This is a genomic window from Luteimonas flava, from assembly GCF_036584485.1.
Classification (GTDB): domain Bacteria; phylum Pseudomonadota; class Gammaproteobacteria; order Xanthomonadales; family Xanthomonadaceae; genus Luteimonas; species Luteimonas flava.
Genome location: NZ_JAZHBM010000001.1, coordinates 1,200,092 through 1,218,552, shown reverse-complemented (window position 1 = coordinate 1,218,552; position 18,461 = coordinate 1,200,092). Strand labels below are relative to the sequence as shown.

Here is an 18,461-nt window from a genome sequence, read left to right as displayed (position 1 = left end):
TGAAAGATCGAAATGGGCCCCAGCGTCCGCTGGGGCGACGCGCGAATCTGCTGACGTCTTACAACCTCACGCCCTGACGGCGCCACAAAGCCTCAGCGCGGATCGCGACGCGGCGGACCCTTGCGCGGGCCACCCGGCTTGAAACCACCGGGCTTGTGGCCCGGCGGCTTCGCACCGAAGGGACGCTTGGCGCGCGGCGGAGCCGCGGTCATGTCGGCGTCTTCGGCGCGGCGGATGCGGATCGGCTGGCCGCCGACACGCACCTTCTTCAAGTGCTCCAGCAGCTCGCGCGGCATGCCTTCCGGCAGGTCGACCAGGCTGTAGTCGTCGCGGATGTCGATGCGGCCGATGAACTTGCTCTCGAGATCGGCCTCGTTGGCGATCGCGCCGACGATGTTGCCCGGCTGCACACCGTGCACGTAGCCGACCTCGATGCGGAAGGTCTCCATGCCGACGTCCGGATCGCGCGGACCGGTATCGGGCCGCGGCGCACGCGGTTCGCGGGGCTCACGCGGCTCGCGCGGCTCGCGCGCGCTACGCGAGGCCTCGCGGCCACCCGGACGTTCGACGAACTCGCGCTCGAACGCGGGCTTCTCCGGCTTGCGCGGCGGCTCCAGCAGCAGCGGCGTGTCGCCCTGGACCACCTTGGCCAGCGCGGCGGCGATCTCGGCCGCCGGCACGTTGTGTTCGCGCTCGTAGCGTTCGATCAGCTCGCGGAACATGCCCAGCTCGCTGCTGCCCAGCGCGGCGGTGATCTTCTCGAGGAACTTGGACACGCGCGCTTCGTTGACGGTCTCGACGCTCGGCAGCTGCATCTGCTCGATCTTCTGCCGCGTCGCGCGTTCGATCGCGCCGAGCATGCCGCGCTCGCGCGGGGCCACGAACAGGATCGCCTCGCCACTGCGACCGGCGCGGCCGGTGCGGCCGATGCGGTGCACGTAGCTTTCGGTGTCGTAGGGAATGTCGTAGTTCAGCACGTGGCTGATGCGGTCGACGTCCAGGCCGCGCGCGGCGACATCGGTCGCCACCAGCACGTCGAGTCGGCCGTCCTTGAGGTTCTGGATCGCACGCTCGCGCTGCTTCTGGTCGAGATCGCCGTTGATCGCCGCGGCCGACAGGCCCCGCGCCGAGAGCTTCTGCGCCAGTTCCTCGGTCGCCAGCTTGGTGCGCGCGAAGATGATCATCGCGTCGAAGGGCTCGGCCTCGAGGATGCGCGTCAGCGCGTCGAGCTTGTTGACGCCGCTCACCATCCAGTAGCGCTGGCGGATGTTGGCGGCCGTCGTCGTGGTCGCCTTGATCGCGATCTCGACGGGATTCTTCAGATAGGTCTGGGCGATGCGCTTGATCTGGCTCGGCATCGTCGCCGAGAACAGCGCGACCTGGCGCGTGTCCGGGGTCTTCTTCAGCACCGCCTCGACGTCGTCGATAAAGCCCATGCGCAGCATCTCGTCGGCTTCGTCGAGCACCAGGGCGCGCAGTTCGGACAGATCCAGCGAGCCGCGCTCGAGGTGGTCGATCACGCGGCCGGGCGTGCCCACGATCACCTGCACGCCGCGCTTGAGCGCGCTCAGCTGCTGGGCGTAGCCCTGGCCGCCGTAGATCGGCAGCACGTGGAAGCCGGGCATGAACGCCGCATACTTCTGGAAGGCCTCGGCCACCTGGATCGCCAGTTCACGCGTCGGCGCGAGCACCAGCGCCTGCGGCTTGCGCTGGGCGGGATCGATGCGCGCCAGCACGGGCAGCGCGAATGCGGCGGTCTTGCCGGTGCCGGTCTGCGCCTGGCCCAGCAGATCGCGGCCTTCGAGCAGCGGCGGAATGGTCGCGGCCTGGATCGGCGACGGCGACTCGTAACCGACGGCGGTCAGCGCGCGCAGCAGGGTCTCGGGCAAGGCGAGATCGGTGAACTTGGGGGTCTCGGCAGCGGTGATGGGCGACTCGGCGCTCATGGTTCGGTCTCTTAGCGCCGGCGCAGCCGGTCGGGGAACCGCATAGTGTAGCGGGCGGCCCGCGACGCCGCAGTCGCGCAGACAGGAATTCCACGACGCCGATGGCTGGCGTTCACCTGCGGGAACGGATGCGGAAGACGGTGCGCCAGAGCACTTCGGTCCGGCCGACGCCGCCCCCATCATGACCGGATTCCGCTCCGAGTCCGTCCCCATGATCCGCGTGCACCACCTTAACAACTCGCGCTCGCAGCGCGTGCTCTGGCTGCTGGAAGAACTCGGCCAGCCCTACGAAGTGGTGCGCTACGCCCGCGATCCCAAGACCATGCTGGCGCCGCAGGCGCTGCGCGACGTGCATCCGCTGGGCAAGTCGCCGGTGGTCGAGATGGACGGGCGTCGCCTGGTCGAGTCGGGCGCGATCATCGAGGCGCTGGTCGAGCGTTTCGATCCCGATCATGCGCTGTCGCCGGCCCCCGACGACGAGGACGAGCGCCTGCGCTACCGCCAGTGGCTGCACTACGCCGAAGGCTCCGCGATGCCGCCGCTGCTGCTGTCGCTGGTGTTCGGGCGTCTGCGCAGTGCGCCGATGCCGTTCTTCGTCAAGCCGATCGCCCGCGGCATCGCCGACAAGGCGATGCAGCGTTTCGTCGGCCCGCAGTTGACGACGCACCTGCAATATATCGAGCGCGAACTCGGCGCCTACCAGTGGTTCGCCAGCGACCGCTTCACCGCGGCCGACATCCAGATGAGTTTTCCGCTGGAAGCGGCTGTGGTGCGCGCCGCCGATCGCGTGGGTCCGAACATCCGCCGCTTCGTCGAGCGCATCCACGCGCGGCCGGCCTATCAGCGGGCGCTGGAAGCAGGCGGCCCGTTCGAGCTGGGGCGATGACCGGGACCGCCCCGGCGTCCGTGCCGCTCGCGCATGCGCTGAGGTTCGACAACCGCTTCGTCCACGCATTGCCGGGTGACGCCGAAGCCGGTGGGCGCCGTCGACAGGTGGAGGGCGCGCTGTGGTCGCCGGTGCTGCCGACGCCGGTCGCAGCGCCGCGCCTGCTGGCGTACTCGGCGGAGATGGCGGATGCGCTCGGCTTCGATGCCGCTACGGTGGCGTCTCCGGCTTTCGCAGCCGTCTTCAGCGGCAACGCGCTGACGTCCGGCATGACGCCGTATGCCTCGAACTACGGCGGCCACCAGTTCGGCCACTGGGCGGGGCAGCTCGGCGACGGCCGCGCGATCACGCTGGGCGAGGGCGTCGCCGCCGACGGCCGACGCTGGGAACTGCAGCTCAAGGGCGCCGGCCCGACGCCGTATTCGCGCACCGCCGACGGCCGCGCGGTGTTGCGTTCGTCCGTGCGCGAGTTCCTGTGCAGCGAAGCGATGCACCACCTGGGCGTGCCGACGACGCGGGCGCTGTCGCTGGTCGGCACCGGCGACGCCGTGGTGCGCGACATGTTCTACGACGGCAACGCGGCGCCGGAGCCCGGCGCGATCGTCTGCCGGGTCGCGCCGTCGTTCATCCGGTTCGGTCACTTCGAACTGCCGTCCGCGCGTGGCGATACCGCGCTGTTGCGGCAGCTGGTGGACTTCACGATCGCCCGCGATTTCCCGCATCTGACAGGCGAGGACGAGGCGCTGTACGGCGACTGGTTCGCCGAGGTCTGCACGCGCACCGCGGCGATGATTGCTGGCTGGATGCGCGTCGGCTTCGTGCACGGCGTCATGAACACCGACAACATGTCGATTCTCGGATTGACGATCGATTACGGCCCCTACGGCTGGGTCGACGACTACGATCCGGACTGGACGCCCAACACCACCGACGCGCAGGGGCGCCGCTACCGCTTCGGCTGGCAGCCGCGTGTTGCGCACTGGAATCTCGGACGTCTGGCGCAGGCACTGGCGCCGTTGTTCGGGGATGTCGCGCCTTTGCAGGCCGGACTCGATGCCTACGCCGCGACGTATGCGCAGCTGGATCGCGAGACCATCGCCGCGAAACTCGGCCTGCCCGAGTGCCGCGACGACGATGTCGAACGCATGCAACGGCTGCATGGGCTGCTGCAGGCGGGCGAAGTCGACATGACGCTGTGCTTCCGCGGGCTCGCGGATCTCGACGCCGAGGCGCCGTCGCTGGACGTCGTGGCGGATGCGTTCTACGACGCTGCCAGGCGCGCGCAGGTGCAGGGCGAGTTCGACGCCTGGCTCGCCGATTACGCCGTGCGACTTCGGGACGCGGGCGAATCCGGCGACGTGAGGCGTGCCCGGATGCACGCGGCGAATCCGCGCTTCGTGATGCGCAACTATCTCGCGCAGCAGGCGATCGACCGCGCGGAAGCCGGCGATCCGTCCGGCATCGTCGAGCTGCTCGATGTCATGCGTCGGCCGTATGACGAACAGCCCGGACGCGACGCATTCGCCGGCAAGCGGCCTGACTGGGCGCGGACGAAGGCGGGCTGTTCGATGCTGTCGTGCAGTTCCTGAGAGCGATTGGTTCCACCGAAGGTGGAACGCCTACGCCCCTCTCCTGAGGGAGAGGGGGGAACCATCGGCGGATGCCGATGGTGGGGTGAGGGAGAGGGCTTTCTCAGGGGGGGGCGCTTTTTTCCGGTCGGCGAATTGCGTGTGCCCTCACCCCAACCCCTCTCCCGAAGGGAGAGGGGCTCGAAACACCGCACGAGTTGAAGCGCAACACCGCGCAAGTCCACAGCCGTCGCTCCGGACCCGCATCCGATCAGCGCCGACCCGCTAGAATGGCGGGATGCCTTTGATGACCTTGAATGACGTCGACTACAGCGTCGGCGGACCCTTGCTGCTGGACGGCGTCGAGCTTTCGATCGAACGCGGCGAGCGGATTGCGCTGATCGGCCGCAACGGCGCAGGCAAGTCCACGCTGATGCGCCTGATCGATGGCGAGCTGAAACCCGACGACGGCGAAATCCGCCGCGAGCAGGGCGTGCGCGTGACGCGGCTCGAGCAGGAAGTGCCGGCCGGCGCGGACGGCAGCGTCTACGACGTCGTCGCAGGCGGGCTCGGCGATGCCGGCGCGGCGCTGGCCGAATACCACCGCCTGCTGCATGCGGAAGACTACGACGGGCTCGCCGATGTGCAGGCGCGGGTTGAGGCGCTCGACGGCTGGCGCATCGACCAGCGCGTGACCGAAGTGCTCGAACGGCTGCAGCTCGACGGCGATGCGGCGTTCACCCGGCTCTCGGGCGGCATGAAGCGACGCGTGCTGCTGGCGCGTGCGGTCGTGTCGGCGCCCGACATCCTGCTGCTCGATGAGCCGACCAACCATCTCGACATCGCCGCGATCGACTGGCTCGAAGGCTTCCTCAAGCAGTGGCCCGGCGCGCTGGTGTTCGTGACCCACGACCGGCGTTTCCTGCGCGCACTCGCCACGCGGATCGTCGAGATCGAGCGCGGCGCGCTGACCAGCTGGCCCGGCGACTGGGACAACTACGTGCGTCGCCGCGAGGAACGCCTGCACGCCGAAGCCCAGGAGCAACAGCGCTTCGACAAGATGCTGGCGCAGGAGGAAGTCTGGATCCGGCAGGGCATCAAGGCGCGGCGCACCCGCGACGAAGGTCGCGTGCGCAGGCTCAAGGCGATGCGCCTGGAACGCAGCCAGCGCCGTGACCTGACGGGCAATGTGCGCATGGCCGCCGCGTCGGCGAATGCGTCGGGCAAGAAGGTCGTCGAGATGCAGGACGTCTCGTTCTCATTCGGCGAGCGCACACTCATCGAGAACTTCTCGACGACGATCTTCCGCGGCGACCGCATCGGCCTGATCGGCGCCAACGGCACCGGCAAGACCACGCTGCTGAAACTGCTGCTCGGCGAATTGCAGCCGCAGGCGGGCGAGGTCAAGACCGGCACCCAGCTGCAGATCGCATACTTCGACCAGTACCGCGCGACGCTGCGCGAAGACTGGAACGCGCTCGAGAACGTCGCCGAAGGCCAGGATTTCGTCGAGATCAACGGCACGCGCAAGCACGTGATCGGCTATCTGCAGGATTTCCTGTTCACGCCCGAACGCGCGCGCGCGCCGATCACCCGCCTGTCGGGCGGCGAGCGCAACCGCCTGCTGCTGGCCAAGTTGTTCGCCCAGCCGTCGAACCTGCTGGTGATGGACGAACCGACCAACGATCTCGACGTCGAAACGCTGGAGCTGCTCGAAGAACTGCTCGGCGAGTATCCCGGTACGCTGCTGCTGGTCAGCCATGACCGCGACTTCCTCGACAACGTGGTGACCTCGACGCTGGTGATGGAAGGCGAGGGCCGTGTCGGCGAGTACATCGGCGGTTACGAGGACTGGCTGCGCCAGCGTCCGCAGCCGGGTGCCGCGTTGCCGGGCACGACGCTCGCGCCGAAGGCCGCCGTCACGGCCGCGGCAACTGCTGCACCGTCGACACCGACCCCGGTCGCCAAGCGCAAGCTCAGCTACAAGGACCAGCGCGAACTCGAACAGCTGCCCCTTCGCATCGAGCAGCTGGAAGGTGACATCGCGCGCATGACCGACGAGATGAACACACCCGCGTTCTATCAGCGCGACGCCGAGGCCATCGCCGCGCATGGGCAGCAACTGCAGGACACGCAGACGGCGCTGGATGCGGCCTATCTGCGCTGGACCGAACTCGACGCCTGATCGCTGCCGCCGCGTCTGCGGCCCACTGGAAACCGCGCCGTGCTGATCACCTGTCCGCTGCCTGCCGAGACCGACCTGCTGGCGCTGCAACGCGCGGCGCCCGCGCGTCATCCGTTGCTGCTGCAGTCGGTCGCGCACGGCACCGAGCATGCGCGCTGGGATCTGCTGCTGGCGACGGATGGCACGCGCCTGCAGCTGGAGGTCGACGGCGTCACCCGTGATGCGACGGGCGCGGTGGTCGACGGCGATTTTCTCGCGGCGCTCGATGCCGCCTGGTCGGACCTGCGCATGCCGCGCGACGAACCGCGCTGGCCGTTCCGCGGCGGCTGGGCGCTGTATCTGGGGTACGAACTCGCGGCGCAGGTGGAACCGGTGCTGGATCTGCCGCCCGCCGTCGGCAGCCTGCCGGTCGCTGTGGCCTGGCGGTGTCCGGCTGCAGTATTGCGTGATCACGCGACCGGCGAATGCATTGCCATCGCCGAAGCCGGCGCCGACGCATTGCTCGCCGAACTCGTCGCGGCTGCAGGCGCCACGGTGGCGTCGCCCTCGACGTGGCATCCGCCCGAAACGCTCGACGAAGACATACCTGCGCGGTTCACCGGTGGCGTGCGCCGGGTCCTCGATTACCTCGCTGCCGGCGATGTGTTCCAGGCGAATTTGTCGCGCGGCTGGCAGGCGCGTTTCGACGGCGCGCTCGATCCTGCGGCGTTGTACGCACGTCTGCGCGAACACAATCCCGCGCCATTCGCCGGCCTGTTACAGGGCGAAGGCTGGGCGGTGGCGAGTGCGTCGCCGGAGCGGCTGGTCTCGGTGCGTGGCGATCTGGTGGAGACGCGCCCGATCGCCGGCACCCGCGCGCGCTTCGACGGCGACGACGACGCGGCGCGCGTGCAGGAGCTCGTCGGCCATCCGAAGGAACGCGCCGAGCACGTGATGCTGGTCGATCTCGAGCGCAATGACCTGGGCCGCGTCTGCGCGCCGGGCAGTGTGGAAGTCGACGAACTGATGTGCGTGGAGAGCTACGCGCACGTCCATCACATCGTCAGCAACGTCCGCGGGCGGCTGCGCGCCGATGCGACGCCGGGCCGCACGATCGCCGCGGTATTCCCGGGCGGCACGATCACCGGCTGTCCCAAGGTGCGCTGCATGCAGATCATCGCCGAGCTCGAAGGGCAGGGCCGTGGCGCCTACACCGGCGCGATGGGCTGGCTGAATCGCGACGGCGATCTCGACCTCAACATCCTGATCCGCAGCGCGGAAGTCGAAGGCGACGTTGCACGCTTCCGCACCGGCGCCGGCATCGTCGCCGACTCCGATCCGGATCGCGAACTCGAAGAGACCCGCGCCAAGGCCCGCGGCACGCTGCGCGCGCTCGGCTTCTCCGGCTGATCGCGCCGCTCGGCCTCAGTCGATCCGCGCCATCGCGCGCAGCCGCGGTTCGCCTTCGCCGACGCCTTCCGGGTCGGTGCGCAGGCCGTTCTCGTAGCCGCCGCCGCTCCCTGAGTACAACAACCACACGGGGCTCTCGTTGCGCAGCACGTCGAGCGCGTTGTGGAAATCGTCTAGGTGGTAATGCAGTGAGGGCGCGGCGCCCTGGATGGCGTCCTCGGGCAATGCTTCGCCGTTGGCGTGGAAGACCAGCTGGCCGATCGAACCGCTGTCGCCGTGCAGCCAGATGCGCGGCGGGAAACGGTTGGCCGAGTACATCACCTGATAACCGGTGATCCGGGTCTGCTGCATGACGGGCTCCGCGCGCATGGGATGTGCCGTCTGACACAGGGGAAGTCACGCGCAGCGGCCATGCATTGCATGGTCGTCCGCCGGCCACGGTATCCTGCACGCCCTCCCGCATCGACGGCCCACGCCGCCCATGACCGAATCCGCACCGCCACGTCCCCGTCGCCGCATCGGCAAGATCCTGCTGGGTGGGCTCGTGATCGTCGCGCTGCTGGCCGGTCTCACTGCCTGGTTCCTGCACGCGCGCTACACCCGCTTCGCGGACGCGCCGCTGGCCGGCCTGTCGAGCGACGGCACGCTAGTGGTGGCGCGCGGCGATTCGTTCCAGCGCGTGCTCGGCCGCCTGCGCGAGGCCGGCGCGGTGGAGGGGCACGAACTCGAATGGCGCCTGCTGGCGCGCGAGCTGGGCGCCGATGCGCGCATCCAGGTCGGCGAGTATCCGCTCGACCCGACGACCACGCCGCGCGATCTGCTGGTGCGCATGCGCGACGGCAAGGTCATCCATCACCGCTTCACGATCGTCGAAGGCTGGAACATCCGCGAGCTGCGCGCCGCGCTCGGCCGCGCAAAGCCGCTGGTGCAGACGCTGCAGGACATCGACGACGCGGCGCTGATGGACGCGCTCGGCAAGCCCGGCGTGCATCCCGAAGGCCGGTTCCTGCCAGAGACGTATCTCTACACCACCGGCGACAGCGACGTGGACCTGCTGCGCCGCGCGAATACCGCGCTGGAAACCGCGGTCGATCGTGCCTGGGAATCGCGCGCCGACGGCCTGGAATTGCGTGACCGCGAGCAGGTGCTGGTGCTGGCCTCGATCATCGAGAAGGAGACCGGCATCGCCGAAGAGCGTCCGGCGATCTCGGGCGTGTTCAACCGCCGGTTGAAGATCGGCATGCGCCTGCAGACCGATCCGACCGTGATCTACGGCATGGGCACCGCCTACGACGGCAACATCCGCCGCAGCGATCTGCAGACCGACACGCCGTACAACACCTATACCCGTGACGGCCTGCCGCCGACGCCGATCGCGATGGCCGGTGCCGCGGCGATCCACGCCGCGACGCATCCCGAAGACGGCAATGCACTGTATTTCGTCGCGGTCGGCGACGGCAGCGGCCGCCATGTGTTCTCGCCGACGTACGCCGCGCACAACGTCGCGGTCCGCGAATACGTGCGCCGTTACCGCTCCAAGTTCGGCAGCGGGGACGCCAGCAGCGGCAATGCGGCCGAAGCGGCGGCAGGCGGTGAAGCCGCGCCGCCGAACGAGGTGGAAGTCGAAGCCGCCACCGGCGCAGCGGACGACGGCGCGTGAGCGCACTCCGCACGTTTCCGCGTTTCGTGACGATCGAAGGCGGCGAGGGCGCCGGCAAGACCACCGTGCTGCGCGCCCTGCGCGATGCGCTGGCGGCGGACGGCGACGAAGTGGTGTGCACGCGCGAGCCGGGTGGCACGCCGCTGGCCGAACTCATCCGTGGCCTGCTGCTCGATCCCGGCCACGAACCCGCGCGGCCGGACACCGAGCTGCTGCTGATGTTCGCCGCGCGTGCCCAGCATGTGCAGGAGACGATCCTGCCTGCGCTCGAACGCGGCGCCTGGGTGATCAGCGACCGCTTCACCGATTCCAGTTACGCCTACCAGGGCGGCGGCCGCGGCATCGATCCGGCGCGCATCGCCGCGCTCGAAGCGGCGCACGTCGGCATCGCGCCGGCGATCACGCTGCTGCTCGATCTCGGCGTGGCCCAGGGTCGCGAACGTGCGCGTGGACGCGATGCGTTTCCCGATCGTATCGAGGCCGAGCAGGACGCATTCTTCGAACGCGTGCGCAGTGCGTTTCTCGCCCGCGCGCAGGCCGAACCGCAGCGCATCCGCGTCATCGACGCGACGCGCAGCGCCGAGATCGTCGCTGCCGACGCCGTGCAGGCCCTGCAGGCGGCGCGGGCGGTCGCATGAGCGTGCAGCCCGCATTCGCGCCCTGGCAGGCGCGTATCCACGACCAGGTGCGCGCTGCGCTCGACAGCGGCCGGCTCGGCCATGCGCTGCTGTTCTGCGGACCGGCGCGTCTGGGCAAGCGCGCGGTCGCCGATGCGCTCGCTGCGCACGTACTCGGTCTGGATCGCGAAGTGCGCAGCGCGCAACTGCTCGCAGCCGGCACGCATCCCGATTTCCACAGCGTCTCGTTCGTGCCGACCAAGGACGGCACCAAGCTGCGCACCGAAATCGTCATCGACCAGATCCGCGAGCTGTCGGCGAAGCTTTCGCTGACGCCGCAGTACGGCAGCGCGCAGGTCGCGATCGTCGATCCGGCCGATGCGGTCAACACGTCCGCCTGCAACGCGCTGCTGAAGACGCTGGAAGAGCCGCAGCCCGGCCGCCACCTGTGGCTGGTGGCCGCCAATCCGCTGCGCCTGCCGGCGACGATCCGCAGCCGCTGCCAGCGCATCGAGTTCCGCCTGCCGCCGCGCGAGGAAGCGCTGGCCTGGCTCGCGGGGCGCGGCCATCGCGAGGCGGACGCGGTCGAAGCGCTCGACGCCGCGCGCGGGCATCCCGGTCTCGCCGCCGAATGGCTCGACGGTGGCGGCATGGCGCTGCGTCGCGAAGTCGCCAAGGATCTCGCCGGGGTGGCGAAGGGCGATCTACCCGTCGTCGCCACCGCGCAGCGCTGGGCCAATGGCGACGATGCGGCCGAACGCGTCGCACATGCCGCCGATCTCGCGCTCGCGCGTGCATCCGGCTTGACCGATGTCGCGGGAATCGGGAAGCTGGCTGCGTGGTTCGACGCCGCCAACCGCACCCGTGATCTGCTCAGGACCACGGTGCGCGCCGATCTCGCCATCGCCGAGCTGCTGCTGGCCTGGCGCGGTACCGTCGCCCGCAACTGACTTCTTCGCTGGAAACCGATCCATGAGCGCAACCGCTGCTGGGGCACGTCAGGGCATCCTGTCGCTCGCCGTCAAGGACAAGGCCGCGCTGTACAACGCGTACATGTCGTACCTCAAGCACGGCGGCATCTTCGTGCCGACGCCGAAGCGCTATTTCCTCGGCGACGAGGTGTTCCTGCTGCTGACGCTGCCCGAATCCAGCGATCGCCTGCCGACTGCCGGCAAGGTGGTGTGGGTAACGCCGGCCGGCGCGCAGGGCAACCGCACCGCGGGTGTCGGCGTGCAGTTCGCCGAGACGCCGGAAGGCGAGGCGGTCAAGAACCGGATCGAGACCCTGCTCGCCGGCACGCTGCAATCCGAGAAGTCGACCCACACGATGTGAGTCCGTCGCCCGCATCGCGCGGGCGTCTCGTCGCGACGGATGCGCTCAGCGCGCGTCCTCGAGCATCGCGCGCAAGGCGGGATGCCGGATGTCCATGACGTCGAACAGACCCGCTGCGCGCAGATACACGGCGCGGCGCAGCAGTTCGTCTTCGTAACCGCGGCGCAGCACTTCGTCGTCCTCTTCATCGATCGCCAGCCGCGCGAGTTCGGTGAATTCCTCGATCCAGCCCATGGCCGCATAGGCATCCGGCACGGCCGGCTGCACCCGTAGCGGCGCGTGTCTGGGCGGATTCGGACGGGCTTGCATGCGGAATTCCTTCAGGCTAACTAAACCGACTGGACGGTATAGTCTAGAATCCCGGTTCCTTCGTCAAGACGCGTGCCCATGACCACCCGCAAGCCCCGCAGCGACGCCCGCGCCCGCATCCTCGATGCGGCGCTCGCCGTGTCCGATCGCGTCGGCGCCGCGCACATGACCCTCGACGCCGTGGCCGCGGAAGCGGGCGTCAGCAAGGGCGGCCTGCTGTACCACTTCGCGAGCAAGGACCTGCTGCTCAAGGGCGTGGTCGAGCACCACATGGACCAGCACCATCGCGATCTGGAGATGGCCGAGACGATGTTCCCGGCCAATCCGGGCGGCTATCTGCAGGCGTTCGTGCACGCCCAGCGGCAGGGTCTGGAGGCCAAGCGGCTGCACGGCCCGAAAGCGACGCAGTCCTTCATCGCCGCGGCGGTCAATACGCCCGAGCTGATGGATTCGCCGCGGCAGTACGCCGCCACGCATGCCGCGCGCCTGCGCGAACTGGGACCGGATTTCGTCGAAGCGCTGCTGGTCACGCTCGCATTCGACGGCCTGTTCTTCGGCGACGCGTTCGAGATGCTCGACCTGACGGCCTCAGAGCGCGACGCGCTGATCGCCGCGCTGGAATCGCGCGCCGCGGGCTTAGCCACGCGGCACTCGGGCTGACCGCCGGACGGACTCCAGGATGGGATGCATCTGTGGGCGCGCGCTTGCGCGCGATCGGGACTTCAGAGAAAGTCCATCGCGCGCAAGCGCGCGCCCACGGAAAAGTGCGGGATCAGATGTCCCACGGCCGCGTCATCGAACGCGGCCGTCGTAACCTGATTCACGCCGTACGCGGCACCGGCTGCAGCGCCGGATTGTCCCAGCCCGGACGCGGTGCGAAGCGGTCGCCGTGGCGCGCCTGCAGGGTGCGCAGGCGTTCGACGATGACGTCGGCGCCGGTCTCGCGGATGTACTGGATCGGGCCACCGCGGAACGGCGCGAAGCCGGTGCCGAAGATCACGCCCGCATCGAGCAGATCCGCGTCGGCGACCACGCCGTCGTGCAGCGCGGCCACGGCCTCGTTGAGCAGCGGCAGGATCAGGCGGTCCTGCAGATCCTCCGGCGCCTTGTAGTCCTTCGGCAGTTCGGGTTTCTGCGCCTTGCCTTCGACCCAGGTGTAGAGACCCTGGCCATCCTTCTTGCCGCGCTGGCCCGGTTCGGGTGGCGTGGCGAGCGAGGCGGGAATGCGCAGGCCCAGGAACGGCGCGAGTTCCTGGCCGACGCCGGAGGCCACGTCCAGGCCCACGGTGTCGATCAGCTCGATCGGGCCCATCGGCATGCCGAAGTCGACGGACGCCTTGTCGATCGCCTTGCCCGGAATGCCTTCGGCGTAGGCGCTCGCAGCTTCGAGCATGTACGGGAACAGCAGGCGGTTGACCAGAAAGCCCGGCGTGCCGGCAACCGGGACGGGCAGCTTGTCGATGGCCTTGCAGAACGCGGCCAGACGCTGCGCGGTGGCCTCGTCGACAGCGTCGTGATGGACGATCTCGACCAGCGGCATCGACGCGACCGGATTGAAGTAATGCAGGCCGGCGAACTGGCCGGGACGCTGCACGCCGGTGCGCAGCTCGTCGAGCGGAATCGACGAGGTGTTCGTCGTCAGCAGCGCATCGACCGGCAGGCGCGGCTCGACATCGGCATAGAGGCTGCGCTTGGCCTCGGCATTCTCGACGATCGCCTCGATCACCAGATCGGCATCTGCAATGCCGTTACCGGCGAGATCGGAGCGCAGGCGCGCAGCGACTTCGGGGCGCTTGGCCGGATCCTTGACCTTCTTCTCGAACAGCGTCGCGGCGCGGGCCTGCGCCTTGTCGATGAACTGCTGCTCGCGGTCCTGCAGGGTGACGTCGAAGCCCTTGTAGGCCGACCACGCCGCGATGTCGCCGCCCATGACGCCGGCGCCGACCACGTGCACGCGGCGGATCGGTGCCTGACCGCTCGCGGCCTTGCCGCCGAGGCCCTTGAGGCGCTCCATCAGGAAGAACACGCGGGTGAGGTTGCGTGCGGTCGGCGTGCCGGCGAGCTTGACCACCGATTTGCGTTCCGCCGCCAGCAGACTGCGCGTGTCGCCTGACGCGCGGCGCCAGGTCTCGATCATCGCGTAGGGCGCGGGGTAGTGCTGCTTTTTCGCCTTGCGCGCGACCTGCTTGACCAGCACCGGCGCCAGCGCCTGGCGCACCGGCCAGATGTTCGTCGCCCAGCCCATGAAACGCTGCTTGAACGGACGCGTCGTGCCCTTGCGCGCGAGTGCGATCGCCGCATCGACGAGCAGCGCCGGCTCGACCACCTTGTCGACCAGGCCGATGCTGCGCGCGGCCTTCGCCGACAGCGCGCGACCGGTGAGCATCATGTCGAACGCGGCCGGCGCACCGACCAGTCGCGGCAGGCGCACGCTGCCGCCCCAGCCCGGATAGATGCCGAGCTTGACCTCGGGCAGACCGATCTTCGTCGACGGATCGTCGCTGGCGACGCGGTAGTCGCAGGCCAGCGAAATCTCCGTGCCGCCGCCCATGCAGAAACCGTGGATCGCGGCGACCGTGGGGCAGGGCAGCTCGGCCAGGCGCTGGAACGTCATCTGGCCGCGGCGGATCGAATCGCCGATCGTGCCCTTGGCGTCGAAGGCCTGGAACTCGCGGATGTCGGCGCCGGCGATGAAGCCCTTGGCCTTGGCCGAGCGGATGACCAGCGCTTTGGGCGGATCGAGCGCGAGGCGTTCGAGCAGGGCGTCGAGTTCGATCAGCACGTCCTGCGCGAACGTGTTGACCGATTCGTTGGCGCGGTCGAAGGACAGCACGAGCACACCGTCTTCGCGCGGCTCGGCTTGCCAATGACTGAAGCGAAGCCCGTCGAGGCCTGCGAACATACGGCACCATTCTTGAAGGTATGGGGGATCCGCCTATGATCCCGAGGTTGCTTCCACGCCGTCAAATCGGCGCTTGAAAGTGGCGTTTGAATCGAGCGCCGCGTGCGGGATCGAACGGGAGGCGCCCAGACGACTTGCAGGGCGCTGGCGCCGCCCCAAGACATGCAGCACGGTGACGCGGCGACGATGCCACACCGCCTGTGACGGAACTTTTCGCGCAGTGACCTGTCCTAACTACCCGAGCCAGGCCGGGTGTCCCCAAGGAGATCCGGCCCGATGGTCGAAGAGCACGACAGCCAGGAGCGGATTCAACTGGACGAGGAACTGGTCAAGCGGGTGCAGGCGGGCGACACCGCGGCGTTCGATCTGCTGGTACGCAAGTACCAGCACCGGATCGCGGCGTTGATCGGCCGTTACGTGTCCGACTGGAGCGAAGTACAGGACGTCGCCCAGGAAACCTTCATCCGCGCCTACCGCGCGTTGGGGAACTTCCGTGGCGATGCGCAGTTCTACACCTGGCTGCATCGGATCGCAGTCAACACGGCCAAGAACCATCTGGTCGCGCACAACCGCCGGCCGCCGACCGACGACATCGATGTCGAGGACGCCGAGCACTTCGACAGCGGCATCCGTCTGCGCGACAGCGATACGCCCGAGCGTGAACTGATGCGCCAGCAGCTGGAACAAACGGTGATGCGCGCGGTCGAAGCATTGCCCGAGGAACTCCGGGTCGCGATCAACCTGCGCGAAGTCGACGGTCTGAGCTACGACGAGATCGCCGAACGCATGGGATGCCCGATCGGCACCGTCCGCTCCCGGATCTTCCGGGCGCGCGAAGCGATCGATCGCGAACTGCGACCTTTGATGGACAACGAAAGACAAGTGGAGCGCGTGACCCGATGAACACTGCCGACGACATCGACACCCTGCAGATCGGCCCCGACCCCGACAAGCTCGAGCGGTTCCACCGCCAGCAGCTGTCGACGATGCTCGATGGCGAGCTGTCGCAGGACCAGGCGCGTTTCCTGCGCCGCCGGCTCGAACACGATGCGGAGCTGTCCGGCTGCTTCGAGCGCTGGCAGGTCTGCGGCGATGTTTTGCGGGGCCGTCAGGTCTCGCTGCTGCCGCCCGATTTCGCCGACCGCATCGCGCGCGGCATCGCGGCCGGCGACGTGGTGATCGCACCGGTCGCGACGGCGAAGCGCCCGCGTCTGCTGCGCTGGGGCGGTGGCGCCGCACTCGCGGCATCGGTCGCTCTGGTGGCGCTGTTCGTGGGCCTTCCGGGTGCGTCGTTCGACGATGCGGACGACGTGCTGCCGATGGTCGCCGACGCTGCGCCCATCGCGCCGGGCACGCCCGGTGCCCACGATGCGACCGCCGATGCGTCCGCGCTCGTGTCGGCATCGCCGCTCGAAGCCACCGCGGCAGTCGCCGGCGCCGCCGCGCTGGCAGTCGCAGAAGTGCCGCGTCGCGGCAATGGCGATCGCGCCTCGCGCGGCCAGTCACAGCGCGCCGCGCTGCGCAATACGCAGACGCGTCAGGCATCGGAATCCCGCATGGTCGCGTCCGCCGCGCCGCCGCGGCCGGTCGCCACGAATGACGCGATCGCGGCGCGTGCGCTGGCGTCTGCGCCGGTGATCGCGACCGGTCTTCCGGAAGCGCCCGCGGTGTCGCGTCCCTGGCCGAAGGCCTCGTCCTTGTCGGCCAACAGCAGCTTCTCGGTGCGCTACGGCGACGCCTTCGCCGCACCGTCCTGGGGGGCGCCGCAGGCGTCGGCCAGCAACGTGCTGCCGAGCTTCCCGGTCGACCCCGCCGATGCCGCGCGGCCGCAACTGCGCGCGGTGCCCTGAGTCGTCCCGGTCCGCCTTCTGACGCGATGCGCGGCCACGTGATGGCCGCTGCGCCGTGTCGCATCGCACATCCCCCTCAGAGTCCGTCATGTCCTCGATGAAGAAATCCCTGCTCGCGGTGTCGCTCGTCGCCGTGCTTTCGGCCGGCACCACCGCCTTCCTGCTGCCCAACGCCACCGCGCAATCCGGTGCGCAGACGCCGGCCGATGCCGCGTCCAGCGTGTCGTCGACCCCCGAAGCGCCGCTGGTCTCGGGTCTTCCCGACTTCACCCGTCTGGTCGAGCGCGTGGCGCCGGCCGTGGTCAGCATCGAATCAACGATCGGCGCGCGACAGACGCGCGGCCAGCAGATGCCCGACGATGCGCAGATTCCCGAAATCTTCCGCCGCTTCTTCGGCCCGGGTTTCGAAATGCCGGGCGGTCCGGGTGGTCCCGGGCGTGGCGGCGCCGCGCCGCGCGGCACCTCGATGGGCACCGGTTTCATCATTTCGGCCGATGGCTATCTGCTGACCAACCACCACGTGGTCGACGGCGCGGACGAGGTCAAGGTGCGGTTGTCGGACCGCCGCGAGTTCACCGCCAAGGTCGTCGGCAGCGATGCCGAATCGGACGTCGCGGTGCTCAAGATCGACGCGACCGGCCTGCCGACGCTGCGCTTCGGCAACGGCGCGAGCGTGAAGCCGGGCCAGTGGGCGGTCGCGATCGGCTCACCGTTCGGCTTCGAGCAGTCGGTGACCGCCGGCATCGTCAGCGCCGTGGCGCGTTCCAACCAGTACGCCGACCAGCGCTACGTGCCCTTCATCCAGACCGACGTGCCGATCAACCAGGGCAATTCGGGCGGTCCGCTGCTCAACGTGTCGGGCGAGGTGATCGGCATCAACTCGCAGATCTTCAGCAACTCCGGCGGCTACATGGGCGTGAGTTTCGCGATTCCGATCGATCTCGCGGCGAACGTGGCCGAACAGATCAAGAAGACCGGCAGCGTGCAGCGCGGTTCGCTCGGCGTGCAGGTTTCCAATGTGACCTCGGAAGCCGCGGCCGGTTTCAAGCTGCCCGACACCAAGGGTGCGCTGGTGCAGGAGGTGCTGCCGGGCAGTCCGGCGCAGCGTGCGGGCATCGAGCCGGGCGACGTGATCCGCGCCGTCGACGGCACCGAGATCGTCGCGTCGAGCGAACTGCCGCCGCTGGTCGGTGGCAAGACGCCGGGCACCAAGGTGCGCATGCGCATCCTGCGCGAGGGCCGCACGCGCGACTTCGACGTCACCCTGACCGCGCTCGATTCGGCGACGGCGAGCACGACGACGCGGGGCGAACCGGCGCCTGCATCGGCGGCGAGCGGCAACCCGCTGGGCATCACCGGCCGTGATCTCGACGCCGCCCAGCGGCGCCAGTTCGGGCTTGCCGGTGATGAAGGCGTCCTCGTTGCCAGCGCCGGCCGCGGCCCGGCGGCGAACGCCGGCATCACCCAGGGCGACGTGATCCTGCGCGTCGGTCGCACGCCGGTGGGCAGCGCGGCCGCGCTCGACCGGGCGCTGCAGAGCGTCAAGCCGGGCGATACGGTGATGCTGCTGGTCCGCGGACGCGGCGGCGCGACCCAGTACCGCGCGATCACCGTGTCGGAGACCGCCGAACGCTGATCAATCGCTTCAACGATGCGACATCCACGGCCCGCGCATTCCGCGGGCCGTCTTCGTATGCGGCGGGCCGGCGTGGTGAACGGCGCACCCGTCCCGATCCGCCGGCCGCGTGCGACGCGGGCGCTGTGCGATAATCGCCCGTTACCTTTTCGACGACGGCCCGGCCGCCGCCCAATGACCC

General features: G+C 69.3%; 16 protein-coding genes. 12 read left to right on the top strand and 4 right to left on the bottom strand.

Annotated elements, in window-relative coordinates; genetic code table 11:
- Window positions 1-92: 92 nt before the first annotated feature.
- The gene (locus tag V3391_RS05765; protein WP_332077449.1) at window positions 93-1,946 is read right to left on the bottom strand and encodes a DEAD/DEAH box helicase; all 1,854 of its coding nucleotides are present in this window, start codon (window positions 1,944-1,946) and stop codon (window positions 93-95) included.
- Between the two features lie 211 nt (window positions 1,947-2,157).
- Between V3391_RS05765 and V3391_RS05760 the strand changes: the two genes are divergently transcribed.
- The 4 genes from V3391_RS05760 to V3391_RS05745 all read left to right on the top strand — a co-directional run bounded on the left by V3391_RS05760 (window position 2,158) and on the right by V3391_RS05745 (window position 7,974).
- Window positions 2,158-2,832, top strand: a complete 675-nt coding sequence (locus V3391_RS05760; RefSeq protein WP_332077448.1) for a glutathione S-transferase — start codon at window positions 2,158-2,160, stop codon at window positions 2,830-2,832.
- The gene (locus V3391_RS05755) at window positions 2,829-4,421 is read left to right on the top strand and encodes a protein adenylyltransferase SelO (protein WP_332077447.1); all 1,593 of its coding nucleotides are present in this window, start codon (window positions 2,829-2,831) and stop codon (window positions 4,419-4,421) included. Before V3391_RS05760 ends, V3391_RS05755 begins: the two co-directional genes overlap by 4 nt.
- A 277-nt stretch (window positions 4,422-4,698) precedes the next feature.
- The gene (locus tag V3391_RS05750; protein WP_332077446.1) at window positions 4,699-6,585 is read left to right on the top strand and encodes an ATP-binding cassette domain-containing protein; all 1,887 of its coding nucleotides are present in this window, start codon (window positions 4,699-4,701) and stop codon (window positions 6,583-6,585) included.
- A gap of 39 nt (window positions 6,586-6,624) precedes the next feature.
- Entirely contained in the window at window positions 6,625-7,974 is a 1,350-nt protein-coding gene (locus tag V3391_RS05745) for an aminodeoxychorismate synthase component I (protein ID WP_332077445.1), read from the top strand.
- 15 nt (window positions 7,975-7,989) lie between these two features.
- On the opposite strand, the gene V3391_RS05740 is transcribed toward V3391_RS05745, so the two are convergent.
- Complete coding sequence (locus tag V3391_RS05740) at window positions 7,990-8,325, bottom strand: hypothetical protein (protein WP_332077443.1); 336 nt, start codon at window positions 8,323-8,325, stop codon at window positions 7,990-7,992.
- A gap of 130 nt (window positions 8,326-8,455) precedes the next feature.
- On the opposite strand from V3391_RS05740, the gene mltG reads away from it, so the two are divergent.
- Genes mltG through V3391_RS05720 form a run of 4 tightly spaced genes read left to right on the top strand, consistent with a single transcriptional unit; the run spans window position 8,456 to window position 11,583 of the window.
- Window positions 8,456-9,634: an endolytic transglycosylase MltG gene (gene mltG, locus V3391_RS05735; protein ID WP_332077442.1), complete on the top strand. Its 1,179-nt coding sequence runs from the start codon at window positions 8,456-8,458 to the stop codon at window positions 9,632-9,634.
- Window positions 9,631-10,272 carry a dTMP kinase gene (gene tmk / locus V3391_RS05730; RefSeq protein ID WP_332077441.1) on the top strand — a complete coding sequence of 214 codons (642 nt, stop codon included), beginning with the start codon at window positions 9,631-9,633 and terminating at the stop codon, window positions 10,270-10,272. The genes mltG and tmk overlap by 4 nt, the downstream gene beginning before the upstream one ends.
- Window positions 10,273-10,274: 2 nt before the next feature.
- Window positions 10,275-11,201, top strand: a complete 927-nt coding sequence (locus tag V3391_RS05725; protein WP_332077720.1) for a DNA polymerase III subunit delta' — start codon at window positions 10,275-10,277, stop codon at window positions 11,199-11,201.
- A gap of 22 nt (window positions 11,202-11,223) precedes the next feature.
- A complete protein-coding gene (locus V3391_RS05720; protein WP_332077440.1) occupies window positions 11,224-11,583 on the top strand; it encodes a PilZ domain-containing protein in 360 nt (119 codons plus the stop codon).
- Between the two features lie 45 nt (window positions 11,584-11,628).
- On the opposite strand, the gene V3391_RS05715 is transcribed toward V3391_RS05720, so the two are convergent.
- Window positions 11,629-11,892: a hypothetical protein gene (locus V3391_RS05715; protein ID WP_332077439.1), complete on the bottom strand. Its 264-nt coding sequence runs from the start codon at window positions 11,890-11,892 to the stop codon at window positions 11,629-11,631.
- A gap of 78 nt (window positions 11,893-11,970) precedes the next feature.
- Here V3391_RS05715 and V3391_RS05710 point away from each other — a divergent pair, with 78 nt between their 5' ends.
- Complete coding sequence (locus tag V3391_RS05710; protein ID WP_332077437.1) at window positions 11,971-12,552, top strand: TetR/AcrR family transcriptional regulator; 582 nt, start codon at window positions 11,971-11,973, stop codon at window positions 12,550-12,552.
- A 160-nt stretch (window positions 12,553-12,712) separates the two neighbouring features.
- Here V3391_RS05710 and V3391_RS05705 read toward each other — a convergent pair whose 3' ends face one another.
- The gene (locus V3391_RS05705) at window positions 12,713-14,794 is read right to left on the bottom strand and encodes a 3-hydroxyacyl-CoA dehydrogenase NAD-binding domain-containing protein (RefSeq protein ID WP_332077436.1); all 2,082 of its coding nucleotides are present in this window, start codon (window positions 14,792-14,794) and stop codon (window positions 12,713-12,715) included.
- A 276-nt stretch (window positions 14,795-15,070) separates the two neighbouring features.
- Between V3391_RS05705 and rpoE the strand changes: the two genes are divergently transcribed.
- The 3 genes from rpoE (at window position 15,071) to V3391_RS05690 (ending at window position 18,280) form a co-directional block, all read left to right on the top strand.
- Window positions 15,071-15,697 (top strand): RNA polymerase sigma factor RpoE, encoded by a 627-nt coding sequence (gene rpoE / locus V3391_RS05700; protein ID WP_332077435.1) that lies wholly within the window; start codon window positions 15,071-15,073, stop codon window positions 15,695-15,697.
- Window positions 15,694-16,644 (top strand): sigma-E factor negative regulatory protein, encoded by a 951-nt coding sequence (locus V3391_RS05695; RefSeq protein WP_332077434.1) that lies wholly within the window; start codon window positions 15,694-15,696, stop codon window positions 16,642-16,644. The genes rpoE and V3391_RS05695 overlap by 4 nt, the downstream gene beginning before the upstream one ends.
- A 97-nt stretch (window positions 16,645-16,741) precedes the next feature.
- On the top strand, window positions 16,742-18,280 hold the full coding sequence (locus tag V3391_RS05690; protein WP_425497215.1) for a DegQ family serine endoprotease: 1,539 nt from the start codon (window positions 16,742-16,744) through the stop codon (window positions 18,278-18,280).
- The last annotated feature ends 181 nt before the right edge of the window (window positions 18,281-18,461 follow it).